The sequence below is a fragment of the Lysinibacillus sp. JK80 genome (assembly GCF_027557635.1).
Lineage (GTDB): Bacteria > Bacillota > Bacilli > Bacillales_A > Planococcaceae > Lysinibacillus > Lysinibacillus capsici.
Genome location: NZ_CP058997.1, coordinates 928,039 through 941,979 on the forward strand (window position 1 = coordinate 928,039; position 13,941 = coordinate 941,979).

At 37.0% G+C, this 13,941-nt stretch carries 21 protein-coding genes; 6 read left to right on the forward strand and 15 right to left on the reverse strand.

Annotation, left to right across the window (positions count from 1 at the left end; translation table 11 throughout):
* Positions 1 to 34: 34 nt before the first annotated feature.
* The 12 genes from HXV90_RS23430 to HXV90_RS04865 all read right to left on the reverse strand — a co-directional run bounded on the left by HXV90_RS23430 (position 35) and on the right by HXV90_RS04865 (position 6,538).
* Entirely contained in the window at positions 35 to 619 is a 585-nt protein-coding gene (locus HXV90_RS23430) for an MFS transporter (RefSeq protein ID WP_333474118.1), read from the reverse strand.
* Positions 580 to 1,227: an MFS transporter gene (locus HXV90_RS23435; protein ID WP_333474119.1), complete on the reverse strand. Its 648-nt coding sequence runs from the start codon at positions 1,225 to 1,227 to the stop codon at positions 580 to 582. Before HXV90_RS23435 ends, HXV90_RS23430 begins: the two co-directional genes overlap by 40 nt.
* 525 nt (positions 1,228 to 1,752) lie before the next feature.
* Positions 1,753 to 2,370, reverse strand: a complete 618-nt coding sequence (locus HXV90_RS04820) for a hybrid sensor histidine kinase/response regulator (protein WP_269898505.1) — start codon at positions 2,368 to 2,370, stop codon at positions 1,753 to 1,755.
* The gene (locus HXV90_RS04825; protein ID WP_269898506.1) at positions 2,367 to 2,813 is read right to left on the reverse strand and encodes a sensor histidine kinase; all 447 of its coding nucleotides are present in this window, start codon (positions 2,811 to 2,813) and stop codon (positions 2,367 to 2,369) included. The genes HXV90_RS04820 and HXV90_RS04825 overlap by 4 nt, the downstream gene beginning before the upstream one ends.
* Positions 2,814 to 3,175: 362 nt before the next feature.
* Positions 3,176 to 3,529 carry a hypothetical protein gene (locus HXV90_RS04830; protein WP_269898507.1) on the reverse strand — a complete coding sequence of 118 codons (354 nt, stop codon included), beginning with the start codon at positions 3,527 to 3,529 and terminating at the stop codon, positions 3,176 to 3,178.
* 62 nt (positions 3,530 to 3,591) lie between these two features.
* Entirely contained in the window at positions 3,592 to 3,894 is a 303-nt protein-coding gene (locus tag HXV90_RS04835) for a HAMP domain-containing protein (RefSeq protein WP_269898508.1), read from the reverse strand.
* Positions 3,895 to 4,133: 239 nt separating this feature from the next.
* Positions 4,134 to 4,274, reverse strand: a complete 141-nt coding sequence (locus HXV90_RS04840; protein WP_269898509.1) for a hypothetical protein — start codon at positions 4,272 to 4,274, stop codon at positions 4,134 to 4,136.
* A 5-nt stretch (positions 4,275 to 4,279) separates the two neighbouring features.
* Positions 4,280 to 4,480, reverse strand: a complete 201-nt coding sequence (locus tag HXV90_RS04845; RefSeq protein WP_269898510.1) for a hypothetical protein — start codon at positions 4,478 to 4,480, stop codon at positions 4,280 to 4,282.
* A 232-nt stretch (positions 4,481 to 4,712) separates the two neighbouring features.
* On the reverse strand, positions 4,713 to 4,886 hold the full coding sequence (locus HXV90_RS23485) for a response regulator (protein ID WP_442916330.1): 174 nt from the start codon (positions 4,884 to 4,886) through the stop codon (positions 4,713 to 4,715).
* Positions 4,879 to 5,013, reverse strand: coding sequence for a hypothetical protein (locus tag HXV90_RS04855; protein ID WP_269898511.1), 135 nt, complete (start codon positions 5,011 to 5,013; stop codon positions 4,879 to 4,881). Before HXV90_RS04855 ends, HXV90_RS23485 begins: the two co-directional genes overlap by 8 nt.
* A 68-nt stretch (positions 5,014 to 5,081) precedes the next feature.
* Positions 5,082 to 5,771 carry a diguanylate cyclase gene (locus HXV90_RS04860; protein ID WP_269898512.1) on the reverse strand — a complete coding sequence of 230 codons (690 nt, stop codon included), beginning with the start codon at positions 5,769 to 5,771 and terminating at the stop codon, positions 5,082 to 5,084.
* Positions 5,768 to 6,538, reverse strand: coding sequence for a response regulator (locus HXV90_RS04865; RefSeq protein WP_269898513.1), 771 nt, complete (start codon positions 6,536 to 6,538; stop codon positions 5,768 to 5,770). Before HXV90_RS04865 ends, HXV90_RS04860 begins: the two co-directional genes overlap by 4 nt.
* Before the next feature lie 243 nt (positions 6,539 to 6,781).
* Here HXV90_RS04865 and HXV90_RS04870 point away from each other — a divergent pair, with 243 nt between their 5' ends.
* A complete protein-coding gene (locus tag HXV90_RS04870; protein ID WP_016994140.1) occupies positions 6,782 to 7,261 on the forward strand; it encodes a DUF6530 family protein in 480 nt (159 codons plus the stop codon).
* Positions 7,262 to 7,278: 17 nt separating this feature from the next.
* Complete coding sequence (locus HXV90_RS04875; protein ID WP_259420171.1) at positions 7,279 to 8,658, forward strand: MATE family efflux transporter; 1,380 nt, start codon at positions 7,279 to 7,281, stop codon at positions 8,656 to 8,658.
* 275 nt (positions 8,659 to 8,933) lie between these two features.
* Here the strand turns inward: HXV90_RS04875 and HXV90_RS04880 are convergent, their stop codons facing one another.
* A complete protein-coding gene (locus tag HXV90_RS04880) occupies positions 8,934 to 9,728 on the reverse strand; it encodes a PhzF family phenazine biosynthesis protein (RefSeq protein ID WP_269898514.1) in 795 nt (264 codons plus the stop codon).
* Positions 9,729 to 9,884: 156 nt separating this feature from the next.
* On the opposite strand from HXV90_RS04880, the gene HXV90_RS04885 reads away from it, so the two are divergent.
* Complete coding sequence (locus tag HXV90_RS04885) at positions 9,885 to 11,042, forward strand: Ger(x)C family spore germination protein (protein WP_066036817.1); 1,158 nt, start codon at positions 9,885 to 9,887, stop codon at positions 11,040 to 11,042.
* A 32-nt stretch (positions 11,043 to 11,074) separates the two neighbouring features.
* On the opposite strand, the gene HXV90_RS04890 is transcribed toward HXV90_RS04885, so the two are convergent.
* Positions 11,075 to 11,599: a GNAT family N-acetyltransferase gene (locus HXV90_RS04890; RefSeq protein ID WP_054548635.1), complete on the reverse strand. Its 525-nt coding sequence runs from the start codon at positions 11,597 to 11,599 to the stop codon at positions 11,075 to 11,077.
* 283 nt (positions 11,600 to 11,882) lie between these two features.
* Between HXV90_RS04890 and HXV90_RS04895 the strand changes: the two genes are divergently transcribed.
* Positions 11,883 to 12,188, forward strand: coding sequence for a hypothetical protein (locus HXV90_RS04895; RefSeq protein ID WP_048392961.1), 306 nt, complete (start codon positions 11,883 to 11,885; stop codon positions 12,186 to 12,188).
* Positions 12,189 to 12,405: 217 nt separating this feature from the next.
* Positions 12,406 to 12,600: a hypothetical protein gene (locus HXV90_RS04900; protein ID WP_269898515.1), complete on the forward strand. Its 195-nt coding sequence runs from the start codon at positions 12,406 to 12,408 to the stop codon at positions 12,598 to 12,600.
* A gap of 20 nt (positions 12,601 to 12,620) precedes the next feature.
* Here the strand turns inward: HXV90_RS04900 and HXV90_RS04905 are convergent, their stop codons facing one another.
* Positions 12,621 to 13,094, reverse strand: a complete 474-nt coding sequence (locus HXV90_RS04905) for a hypothetical protein (protein ID WP_269898516.1) — start codon at positions 13,092 to 13,094, stop codon at positions 12,621 to 12,623.
* A 134-nt stretch (positions 13,095 to 13,228) separates the two neighbouring features.
* Between HXV90_RS04905 and HXV90_RS04910 the strand changes: the two genes are divergently transcribed.
* A complete protein-coding gene (locus HXV90_RS04910; protein ID WP_233436401.1) occupies positions 13,229 to 13,906 on the forward strand; it encodes a hypothetical protein in 678 nt (225 codons plus the stop codon).
* Positions 13,907 to 13,941: the final 35 nt, after the last annotated feature.

The window sequence follows — 13,941 nt, forward strand, 5'->3', positions numbered from 1 at the left end:
TAGCCCCTACTCTAAAAGTAAGGGCTACTCTTTCTTACGTGAAAGATGTTTTATTTTTATAGGCAATCACACTTACGAGAAGTAGCATACTAGCTGAAAGGAAAAAAACAACTCGTATCCCATACCATTCTGACAACATGCCCATCATTAAAGATGAAAGGCCGAATACCCCTGTCACAATGACATTCAACGATGTATACACCGTTGGTAATTTCTCCTTTGAGACACTTGTTTGAATGATGGTTTGCTGTGGAATGTTTTTTAATTGCCCACATAAGCCAATCAGCAAAGAACAGAGTAAAGCCATCAATGGTGTGATACTAACCGCAAAGAATAATGTAAAAATAGCGGACAACAGCGCACCTCCACTTATGAACATAGCTTTCTTACGCTCAATAAATTTGGTCCATTTTAAACAAATCATACTCCCTATAATCATGCCAATAAAAAAAATGCCGTTGAGATAACCCCACCATTGAGAAGAAGCCTGCAATGCTTCTTCTACAAAAACAAGTAAAATCGCTGCGACCCACACTGCACCTGCCATCGATTCCAGTAAATCCATACGTGCAGCTACCTTTAGTACAGGTGTTTGATGGATGGATTGCCACCCTTGCATAAATAACATCCATTTCTTTTTTGTGGACGTTCCATACGTGCCACATCTGGTAAAAGCTTTAAAAGCAATGTTGCCATGAAAAAAAGGACGACAACGCCCCATATAAGCTGTGATGGTGTAAAGAGAAGCAGCAAGGAACTGCCAACAAACCAAGAACCCACCTGAATGGATTGGATAACCGTTTCTGCAATACTATTTGCTCGCAATAAATCCTTTTCTTCCACATAATGAGGTAGCAAGGATTGACGAATAGGATTGGCACAACCATCCAAAAACGCAACCATCGCAATCAATAAAAACACAAAGCCAATCATCGGCTGGTCGCCTACCCATTGTACATACAAGGCAAGGCCCAAAATGACAGCGGTTTTAAAGCCTTGAGAAATAGTTAGCAATTGATTCAACGACACTTTTGTCGTAATAAGAGGTGTTAGCAAACTGGAAATCAACATACAAGTAGTAATAATAAACGGTACGAAGGAAGTAGCAATCGCCGAGTTGGTGAAACGATAAATTATACTAATCACGCTTACTATATAGAGAATATCACCAATATCCGCTAAAGATTGACCTGTCAATAAAAGTGAAAAAGATCGGTTTTTAAACACGTTTTATCCCCCAAAATTAAGATTTTATTTTTTCTTGGGAGATTTTTAAATTGGACGAACCTGCATGTCTGAACTCCTTTTTACGCCTAGTTGAAAAAACGATGGGGGATTTCATTTTTTTCAAATTTCTATGCGTGATTTTGATTAAATTTCATGAAAATTCTAAAGTATTTATCTTATTTTAGCATTACTTCCACTTTGTTACCAGCACACAAAAAGACCAGGTGTTCTCAAAAAATTGAGCCCTGGTCTTTTTGTGAAAAGTGAAACCTACTAGTTTGCTTTAGTGTTTTGTATTCTACTAGTACAGTAGTCGTGCCAGCTTGGCAAAGGTTACACATTTTTGAAGAAAAATTCACGAAACTTATTTTTCTTGTTTTAAGTTGTTCGCCTTTAATGCCTGCTTGTAAGGAGCAACTTGCGACAAACACTTTGGCTTCACCTATTAAAGTTTTTATGAATTTAAGCTACTGCTCACATTTTCCTTACAATATAATGCTACGGACAATGAATCAAGCTATCCTATTATTTCACAAACAGTTTTGATATTTCTTCAGGCGGATATGGTTTGGTTAAGTATTTTTTAATTTGAAATTGGTCCACCATTTCTTTTACCTCATCTAATGCTGAGGATATAATAATCGGTATCTCTTTTGTATGCTCTCTTTCTCTTAGTGCACGGACTAAATCCCAGCCGCTCATTTCTTCGCCCAGCATTATGTCAATCACAATACCAAGTAAAGGCGTATTGAGTGTATCTTCAAAAGCTTTTTTTGGGTCATGATGATGAATCACGGTAAAGCCCTTGCTTTTTAGCTCTTCAGACAACAGTAGAGCTAAGCTTAAGTCATCCTCAACAAGCATAATGTTTAAGCCATTGCTATCCCCCGTTACATCCTCTTCATCGAAGGTGATAGTGTTATTTGCAAGTGGTAAAGTAAAGTACACAGTAGTACCTTGTCCCTCTTCTGACTCTATCCATATTTCTCCCTCATGCTTTAAGATGATTTCTCTACAAATGGAAAGACCCAGTCCAGTTCCTCCTATTTTACGTCTTAAACTATTATCGATTCGTTTGAATTTTTGGAACAACTGAGCAATATCCTGTTTAGATATGCCAATGCCCTCATCTTTTATACTCACTTGGATGCTATTATTTTGTTTTCTAGCAAAATCTCCACATCCCCACCTTGTGGAGAAAATTTAATCGCATTTCCTATTAAATTAATAAATAATTGGACGAGTCTATCTTGATCTGCATTGACATAGACCTCTCTTGCCTTATCAATTAGATGGACATTATGCTTTTGCTCATGTCGGAAGCGATTGACAATTTCAAAGGCTATTTCATTTAATTGTAGTGTCTCCATGTTATATTGCTGCTTGCCTGACTCCATTCGCTGTAAATCTAAGAAGTCATTTATAAGATTGGTTAGTCGTACCGCTTCTCTATGAATTGTATCGATATATTTATTTTGTCGTTCGGGTTTTATATTTTTCGTTAACAGAAGCTCTGTAAAGCCAAGTACGCTCGATAAAGGCGTTCGCAGTTCATGACTTACCGTACTCACTAATTCCGATTTCATTTGATCTACTTCATATTCTCTGTAATATCACGATGCACAAAAATGGTGCCTACTTTTTCCTGTCCACAAAAAGACAAGTTGCATACACCTCGACAAAGATTTCATGTTCAGCTGTCATACAATAGCGGCATTTTCGTGTCTCCTCAGCTCTCCATAATAGATGCCTCTAAAAATTCAATTATTCATCAGGTTGGGCACTACATTTTTGAAAATGCTGTAGCCAATCCTTTTTAGGGATACTTGTTTCTGTTGTCAAGTTAAGGAGGTTGACAATACCACATAGCGCTCTATTGATAAGAACGGTATCGCCTGTAGCAGAAACTAATTGGATTCCTTCGTTGACATTATCAATAATCGTTTGATTAACGTCCTCGATTTTCTACCTCTTCATACATAAGAATACGTTCAAATGCGATGGACACACGATTTAATAGTCCGTTTAAACTATCTATATCCCGATCATTATGGGGATGCCCCTCTCGTGTCGCCATTAAAATAGCGACTAGCTCTCGTTTAGAATTAAACACGGAAGAATACAAGTCATAGGCATAATAAGACTCTTGTGCAATTCCTTTTTCATTTGCTGTCAATTGACGTGTAATAACAAAGGATTTTTCCTGCTTTAATCGTGCTTGTTTATCCATGTCAAAATTTTCAACTAGGGCTGCAGCAGATTGGTGTGATAAACCTTTTGTCGCATAAACATTGCCCTCCATCCAATACAGCACACTCGTATCATATTGATAAATGTCGTTTAAATAATTATGGAGATTATCGATTAGTTTCTGTTATTTAACGTAAAGGTTAGTACATGATTTAATTGATTATACTTTTCTAAATAATTTAATGAATTTTGTAATTGTAGCTGATTTTCTTGAAGCTCGTCCTGCTGCGCTAAAAGCTCCTCATTTTGAGTGGTCAGTACCTCTTCCTTATCCTGAATGGAGAGTATCATTTTAAGAAATGAGTTCGCTAGAATGCCTAACTCATCCTCCTTTTGTACAAGATTACCTAAATCAATGGATTTCCCTGACGCCAAAGCGTTGGTTGCAAGTGTTAATTGTTCAATTGGTCGAATCATATTATTCAGCACTCTTCGTAAAATGACCCCAACAAATAGTAAAATGAGACCGCTAATCATGAGCGAAATAAAAGTAAATAATTGCCCCTGCTCCACTGTCTTGCTAAAAATTTGGTTTTAGGAGTGGTCTGTTTTTTTCTTATAGGATTTTGTATAGGCAATAAATTTATTGACAAGGTCATTTGCGCCACTATTCGAAAGCTCTCGCAAAGCCTCATAATCCCCCATCTTCGCAAAGCTTAACCCTTTTGGGAGAGTAACTGTTTATAATTATAATGAAAATCAACTAGCTCATTATAGAGCCCTCGTTCTTCTTCCGTTAAATCCAGTTGCGAAAACTGCTGTAATAGAACTTCGAAATTCTCCAAATTTTCATACAATAGCTTTATTCCTGCTCATTTGAAAGGCATAGTAGCCCCTTGCTCGAAAAAAATATGCCATTAAAATTTTCTTCCAATTCATCCACAAGCATTGATTTTTCATACATTTGCTCTCTCTTCTGCTGTAAGGCATTTTGACTTGCATTGACTACGACAAGAAAAGCAGCAATGATGATTAAAAAGCTAACAACTAGAAAAAGCAGCATTTTAAAGAATTGGCTGCGTATACTTTATTCAGCAAGGGTGTCGACTTAATCATTTAAGATGTCCTCCACCAGGTTTCATTAGCTTAATGGGACTAAACGGTTTGGACATAAAGTAATCTACCCCTAAATCAATACCTTTTGACGATCACTTTCTGTGATTTTGCTGTCAGCATGAGAATAGGCATCGACATTTTAATCTCTGGTGGGAGAAGCTCGATCACCTCAATTCCTGTTAATTCGGCATCATATAGTCGAGTATCATTAAATCATAGGAGCTTTCCATCATTTTTTTTAGGGCTTCTTCGCCATCCTCTGCCTCATCAATATCAAATTCTAAATCTTCTAATGTTTCACGTATTAACATGCGTAATATTTCTTCATCATCTACTACTAAAATTCTAGCCATCCTGTCTTTTTCTCCCTTTCCCATTAAAGAAACATTGATGAATTAAACGAACAATACGTTCCGATACTTCAGCCACATTAAACGGCTTCACAATATAATCATCCGCCCCATTAATGAAAGCCTTCATGACGTATTCTTCCCCCACACGTGAAGTTAGCATGGAGACGATTACATTACTTGAAGCATGCTGCTCTCTTATCTACTCAGCACCTCGATGCCGTCCATTTGCGGCAATATCCAATCTAATAAGATAATGTATTTGCATGCAGGGTCATACCAATTGGATTCCAGAAAACTAATGCCATCAGGAAATGATAATGTTTCAATCCTATAATCGTCATTTTCCTCCAAATGCTTAAAATGATTGGTAATCAGATCACGAATAATATACACATCATCAATGACAACGATCTTAATTTTCACCTTTCTTTTCTCCACAGCAGCTACGTTATCAAAGATGATCGTTTGATTTCTCCCTAATTGCTTGGCCGTATAAAGTGCTTGATCTGCCTCTTCTAGCATCTTTTTAGGATGTAAATTGGTAGAAGTGGCTTCCGCAATTCCACTAGAAAATGTAACATGGAAGCTAGTTCCATTTGCTGTAAATGTCTTTTTCTCCATGGAGGTACGAAGTTTTTCAATAAAAATAAATGCCTCTTTTTTAGTTGTACGAGGCATTAAAATTACAAATTCTTCACCACCATAGCGACAAGCAATTTCTTCAGCTCCTTTTAGCTCCTTCACCAATGAAGCGAAACCCTTAAGCACCTCATCCCCTACTAGGTGACCATATGTATCATTTACTTTTTTAAAATAATCTAAATCGATAATCGCAATTGAAAAATGTTCTTTGTTTTGCTGATGGTGTTTAATGAAAAGCTTCATTTGCGATTCCATAATTTACGATTATAAATTTGGGTTAATTCGTCAATGACGATAGCCTGTTCTAATTCTCTTTTATAGGCTAAGCGATTGGAAACATAAGCGATTAATAGCTCTTCATCAATGGGCTTTGCCATAAAATCCATAGCACCCATTTCCAATGTGCGAATACGATTTTCTTTACAATCATTACTACTAATCACTGTCACAAACATGAGCTCTTTTTTCGTCTTTTTAATATTGTCTAAAATAGAAAAGCCATTAGAATCTGGAAGCATGATATCTAGAAATACGATGGATGGTTGCAATTCATAAATTAACGCTAATCCTCGTTTACCATTATGAGCTGCAATGACAGAGTAGCCCTTTTTCTCTAAAACATTTTTTAAATAGGAAATAAATACAACATCATCATCTATTATCAGAATAAAATCTTGTTTTGCTGGATTTTTAATGATGGTTGTAGGATGTTCCATATGTTGTGTCATTGAATCATTTTCTTTATAAAAATGAACGCTTTCAATAAATGGAGCAAGAAACTTTTTCCATTCTGATTGGGTCCATTGCTTGTTACTATCTTCATTCAAAAGCTCTAGCTTTTCACGAGCAATCGACGTTAATTCATGTAAACCGATTGATCCAGCGGTGCCTTTTAACGTATGTAAAAATGAATAGAGCTCGTCTTCTCTAACAAAGTCACTATTATCCCATTTTTGTAAATTTTCACATATACGTGTATAAACCATTCGGTGATATTTAGCTGTTTCCATCCTATTTCTCTCCAATCAATCATACTTCTATAAATTATAACTTACTATTTTGTAAAAACCACGGCAGATTTTGAACGTTTATTGTAATGAATCCCTTACTCTAAGCCCATCTTTAGCTGGTCTTAAAAGAAAGGGTTCAAACTTTGCTCTTTTGGATTGACTTATAGAAACGTTTAATGTTAAATTTACTAAAGCAGTAATTTACTAAATTACTAAATTCGAAATGATAAGGAGTACGGATACATGAAAATTCCAACACATTTAAAACATAAACCTGTCATCGTGGCAGAAAATTATGCCAATATTGATGGGCGCACGGCTTATCAAACAGATGCACAAGGGCTTTCCCTTGGTCTGGCACAATGGAATGATCGAGGAAAGGTTGATATTTCTGCGAAGGTTTGGCGGCATACAGGTGGCAAGTGGTCTCGCCAATCAGAAGAACTTCCCCTACACCGCGTACTTGATCTCGCTATTTTAGTGTGTGAAACGGAACTTTATTTTAAGGAGGCTTATCGTCATGAGCATTTATATGATGAAGAAAACCCTGTAATTAATCGTGTAGGCTTACAGGGAGATGCCATGACAGTGGAAGTTTGCACAGAAAATGAACAGATTAAAGAGGATATTCAGCTTTTTCAGCAAGCACTTAATAATGATGGTGAGCTAATTGGTGAACGCCTACGCACACTTTCAAGAATCTTAAAAGAAATGGGTTATTAAAACTCAAGAGGAATTTAATGATGAACGAACAAATGTTACAGGATGATCAACAGCTACGCAAAGCTTTTTTTAATTTCTTAATTCCCGTGATGCTAGCGAATGTGCTGCAATCTGTTGGCCAAGTTTTTGCTATGTTTATCGTCGGACGCAATTTAGGGGTCGATGCCCTAGCAGCCATTTCGGCATTTTTTCCATTTTTCTTCTTTTTAATGGCCTTTGCAATTGGCATTGGTTCAGGAAGCTCTATTTTAGTCGGGCAAACATTTGGGGCTGGTAATCATGCCAAAATGAAAGAGGTTGTTGGTGTAACACTCGCCTTTACAACTATTTTATCCATCGCTGTCGCGATTTTTGGTGGCTTTTTCATCGAATGGATTTTACGTTTTATGCAGACACCTGCGAATATTTTAGACATGAGTATTAGTTATGCCCAAATACTTTTCTTCACGTTACCAATTATGTTTTGGTATTTGGTGTATACAACCTTTATGCGAGGAGTCGGTGATTCCAAAACACCATTTCTATTTTTAGTAATTAGTGTTGTGTTAAATATCGCCTTCCTCCCCCCTTTAGTATTCGGATGGTTGGGGTTGCCTGCGTTCGGCTTAAATGGGGCTGCCTATGCTTCCGTGTTATCAAACCTGGTGACAATGATGCTGTTGTTAGCCTATTTGCATAAAACAAAGCATTTACTACGTTTTGATAAAACAATCTTACAGCATTTTAAATTAAAGAAAGATATTTTAACGTCCTTATTAAAGCTAGCCATTCCATCCAGTATTAGCATGGTTGCCATTTCAGTAGCTGAAATTGCCGTTATTGGCTTTGTGAATGGCTATGGTTCGGATGCTACTGCCGCTTATGGCGTTGTCAATCAGGTAGCTAGCTATGCACAAGTCCCAGCAATGAGTATTGCCATTGCAACATCTGTTTTTGTAGCACAGGCGTTAGGGGCTAATTCTACAGAGATGATTAAAAAAATCCGACAAATGGGTGTGCGCATTAATTATCTTCTAGGTGGCGCGATCATACTCATTATGTATCTGTTTGCAGAGCCTATTTTGGCTTTCTTTATCGATTCACATGAGACTGTACTTATTGCCAAGAATTATTTATATATCGCCTTTTGGAGCTATTTAATTTTTGGACACACACAAACTGTTTCTGCTACAATGCGTGCCACTGGTGTCGTATTATGGCCAACTATCTTCTTAGTCATTACGATTTGGGTTGTGCAGGTACCATTAGCGTTCCTATTATCTCACCATACGTCACTAGAACTAAATGGCGTTTGGTTAGCCTATCCAATCACCTTCTGCGTCCACTTCATTATGCAATATGCATACTTCAAGCTCGGCTGGCAAAAACGAACATTAAAAGCTATGCTGAGCGAATAAAATCGAAGAGGGCATGCCATATGTGCGTGCCCTCTTTTTGTTATGGCAACAAAATAACCAGGCACTCAAAATTGAGCCCTGGTCATTTTGTGAAAAGTGAATGTTACTACTTGCTTTAGTTCTTTTGTATTCTACTAATAGAGTAGTCGTTTAACATTGAAAAAGGTTACAACAAATTTCAAATTTTTTTCTCGCTTTTTAGCAGTTACCAAAATAAGGCGAAATATAGAAAACGAACTGTATACTTTGAATACAAATCTCCTTCTAAACCGTATCTAGATGTTTAATTCTCCTTGCAATACTGTAACTGCTGCGCCTGCGATCAATACCTTGTTGTGATGAGGGGTCACATAGATTACACCTCCACGTTTAGAAAGCTGCTTGCTGACAAGCTGTTGTTTCGATAATTTCTCACACCAATAAGGGCCTAGTGCGCCATGACTTGATCCATTTACCTGATCCTCATCAATGCCTTGTGCTGGAGAAAAAAAGCGAGATACGATATCGATGTCTTCTTCCTTCGATTGACTAGTTAGGCATATACCTCGAACAGGAAACTGCTTCATCGCAGAAAAGTCAGGTTCAAACTGTACAATTAGGTCTTCATTGCCTACTTCCACGATATAATCCAATTCGGTCCTCCCTACAAAGATGGGCTTACATCCTAACCAGTCCTCCAATGCTGAAGGACATTCCATTTCAGCAATTGGATACGTTTTGATGGCGATTTCCACTCGTTCATGTTGCCACTTGGCATGTAAAGGACCACTTGCTGTATGAAATGTAATTGTGTGCTCCTTTGGCACAATTCCTTGCTGCCAAAGGACAAAGGCACTAGCAAGGGTGCCGTGACCACAAATGGGTATTTGCCTATTTGGCGTAAACCATTTCAGCGTAAATTCAACCTGTTTTTTTTCAATAAAGGCTGTTGTCGGGACAGGTACCTCCTGTGCAATTTTTTGCATGGTCTCCTCAGAAACTTCTTCATCTAATAGACATATTGCTGCAGGATTCCCTTTATATAGCTCATTCGTAAATGTATTAATTAGCCAATATGAAATACTAGTCACCGTTCTCCCCTCCTTGCCTCATCATACCTGAAAATTGTTTCATTGGATATAATTTTCCAAATCTCATTTCCTCAGCTAACACTTTATAAAAAAGCCATCTTTTGTCTAAGCTAACACTATAAAATACAACTGAAGAGCAATTCGAGTGGAGAAACCATGAAAACTTATTTCAAATTTTTATTGATCATCGGATTGACGACATTACTCGCAGGATGCTGGGATATTACGGAGCCGCAAAGAATGTACTATATAAATGCAGTAGGTGTAGACTACGAAAACGACGAGTATATTGTCTATTTACAAGTGATTAATTTCGCTGATGTCGCGAAATCTATACAACCTAGCGCAACGGTGGCGCCTGCAGAAGTAGGACGTGCCACTGGTAAAACAATAGAAGAGGCAATTTACAAATTATATCGCTCCTCGGATCAAGAAATTTTTTGGGGGCATATGCGATATATGATTTTTTCAGAGCAGGCTATGGAAAATGAACACATTATTCCTGTCATCGATACATTCATACGCTTTCGTGATACTAGGTATCAAATCTGGGTGTATTGTACAAAAAACCCAGTTGAAGACATATTGCTTGTCACACCAATCTTAAGAAATTCGTTATCCTCATCAAAATTAAGTAACCCAATCAACCCAACAGAACAAGAAACATTTATCGAACCAAAAGACTTAAGAGATGTTGTCATTGGCTTAAATGAGCCAAGTTATGAAGTAACAATTCCTTATGTGTCCATTAAAGACGATTGGGAAACAGATGAGGAGCAAGTTGAGGAAACCTATTTTTCAGGGGTTGGTGTCCTATCGAAAGATGGCTTTAAGGGGTTCGTGCAAGACACTGCAGCTCGCGGAAGTCAATGGATGCATAACTATACAAATCGTGGGGAGATTACCTTTCAATTAAACACAAGTGACCAGGAAGAACTAACGGTCAGTATTGAGAAAATACATGTCAATGTGGAACCACTTGTCAAACAAGAGGCTGTTACATTTGAAGTCAAATTGAGAATCAATGCGACCATCAATGGTTTTAAAGGAAAAGTAACCGAACAGGAGCTGAAAGAGCTTATTGTAAAAGAAGTGAAAAAGGAAATCCAGGAAACCTATAAAGAAGGCCTAAAATTAGATGTGGATATCTATCGATTGTCAGAATATCTCTACCGCGATAACGTCAAGGCTTGGAAAAAGCTTGAGAAAGATGGAAAAATCCCATTATCAGAGGATTCAATTAGTAAAATTGATGTGGATGTAGCCAAAATCAATCCAGGTCGAAAAACTTTTACAGAAACAATAAAAAAATGACCAGATGTCCTCATAGGAATCTGGTCTTCCTATTATTTTATAAGTGAGTATATATAAGTATCATGGGGTACATTATGTTGATGCATATATTTTTTTAATAATCCTTCTTGTTCGAAGCCTATTTTTTGCAATAGTAGATTGGAAGCTTCATTTTCTTTAAATACAATGGCCCCAATACGAACTAAATCCATTTCTTCAAAACCATAGGAAATAGCTCGTTTAACAGCTTCCTGAGCATAGCCATTTCCCCAATATTCAGGAAAAAGGGCGTAGCTAATTTCCGCTCTTCGATGCTCTATTGACCACTCTTGAAAGCCGATCGTACCAATAATTCCTTCTTGATCCTTTAATGCAATGCCCCATTTAATACCACGTTTTTCGGCAAAATTGTTGGCAAAATTTTGAATGATTTGCTGCACTTGAACTAAGCTCGTTAAAGGTTGTTGTCCATAATGGCGCAAAACTTCAGGATTCGAAAAGCACGCAAGAAGAGCTTGTCCATCAGAACTCGTCAATTCCCTTAACACTAATCGTTCAGTATGTAAAATTGGAAACATCATATACCTCTTGTATTGTAGATTTATTAATCAAATTTTACATTTGTCAACTAGCTATTGCAATCACTATTTCCATTTGATGCCACTTTGTTAAAAGGACAAGGCTAGTTGCCCTGTCCTTTTTGTGCGTGTTAGTTTGCTTGTGCATCCCGACAGAGTAAGTCTACCAGAGCTATCTATACATTCTCTCTACAAATCCTCCATGATTTCTCAATACACTACTGCATAAAATTTTCCTTTATGTCCACAATAAGTTCTAAATAGTCAATGAGAGGTGAACGGAATGGAACACTTTCCACTCATACATACAAATTTTTGGGATGCCGTCGTTGCAGTCCCTGTAGTTATGATGATTACCCAACTAATTAAGAAAATGTGTCATATAAAGCCTTTTTGGGTTCCAACCATTGCACTAGTTGTCGGCTTATTCATTTCTATTTTCATCAGCCACCGACATAATCTTCTTGCAGGACTATTCATGGGCTGGTTTTATGGCTATGCAGCAATTGGAAGTTATGCTTCCTTAAAAACTTCTTATCTTACCTATAAGCAAAAGAAGCGAAGAAAACAGAAGTATACTGCTCCTTAATGGTAACTATTGCACCTACATGCACAAAAGTTTATACTAAATTTTAGCAAAAATACTTTATAAATTTCATACTTGTTACATTACCTTTTGACAAACAATGAATTGGAGAGGAGGAAAAAATATTTCTGAACGAGATCTTACACCTAAAGAAAACAATGCTATTTGATCTAGACAGAAAAAATTCAAGCGCCCTGCAAGCCAATTAGATATACTAAATATGACGGCAGCAATCTCTCTTGAGCTAGAAAAAGAAACAACTCAAATTCAGGAAACATTTTCATTTGAACAATTAGGGATTAATGAGCAATTACCTAGCGATGAAATAAAAAAACAAATGGATCATCTATTTAAAAATTGGGTATGTGATCGTCTCAACCTATCCTCTAGCATCGTTTTAGAAGAGGATAAATGACCGTTGTATCACCTTTTACTTTAGAATTTCATTACTTGTTCTCGCAAGGTGGTAATGAAGACTCGGATTTGTTCCATCGTCACAATAATACATAATGCAGGCCCACATTCTCTTGCACCATGATGATTCTTCTCATAAGCATCTAGTACAAATACTAATTTATAACGTTGCTCTGTTTCCTCCCTCTCCTCTTCAGGAATTTGAAAAATACCGTATCCAGGAAAAAAATATTCACCATAATGTGGGATATGATAGATGCATAGGCCAGGATCATGCGGCTCCAGCATACTTAAATAAGCAGGCTCCAAATGGGTTAGATCTTCTAATAATTGAAGGAAATCTCTTTTTAAACAATAAATCTCAGTATTTATCGTTGGGAAAGCTGGCCCAAAGCGAAATTCAATACGAAACTTTACACTTTCCTCGTTCACCATTAAAATATCTAGCTCTACCTCACAACTCGGATGACTCGAATCATCTTTTAAAATTGCCACTATACCGCCACTTACACTTGCATAATCGTCGTTCTCTCTACAATATACTACGAAATTATCATTTTACCAAAAAAACGAAATTATACATATTTATGTATGATATAATAGATTTTATTCATTTTTGGGAGGTGAAGGTGTTGAAAAGATATTTGGTGACAAGCATTGTAGTAGGAGCCATCTTCCTAACAGGCTGTGAAAAGGATGACAAAGCAGCCTCACCACTATCTACATCAGTAGATAAACAAATAATAGCAATGGAATCTGTCATGGCACCTGTTCCATTAGTTTTAACGCTACCACAGAAAGAATACTACTATAAAGAATATTCGGCTATTGTCAATAAACTAAATGAAGAGTATGGTACAGGCTTTAAGCTAGATCCCATTACAACATTTTCAGCAAATTATTGGCTTGAATTAAAAGATTTTGAAGACATGTTAAAAGGCAGAATAGACACTTCTTATGTCGTGGTCGATAATAAGGAAGTTTTTTCTCCAGTTAAAGTACCAAAATTCGTTGAATTACATATGGGGGCACATCGAACAATCATTCGTGTTGATGGTTCATTTGACACCCAACTAAGCATGGACATTCCTGGTGGAAGACAGTTATTTTCGGTTATGCATTCCTTGTCTTCTAAAATTGAACAGGGTAAAGGCTACTGGACGCAAACGGGGTATGACCCTTCCATTAAAGATCATGGCAGTGCTTACAATATTGCAATCGGTGGCTACTATTCATATAATGGTGTATCCTCACCTCATATTATTGAGATCGAGTATTATTGTAATATACATGGTGGCATTACTTAATAACTAGCAATAGGCTTGCCTGTAATCTTTTTCAC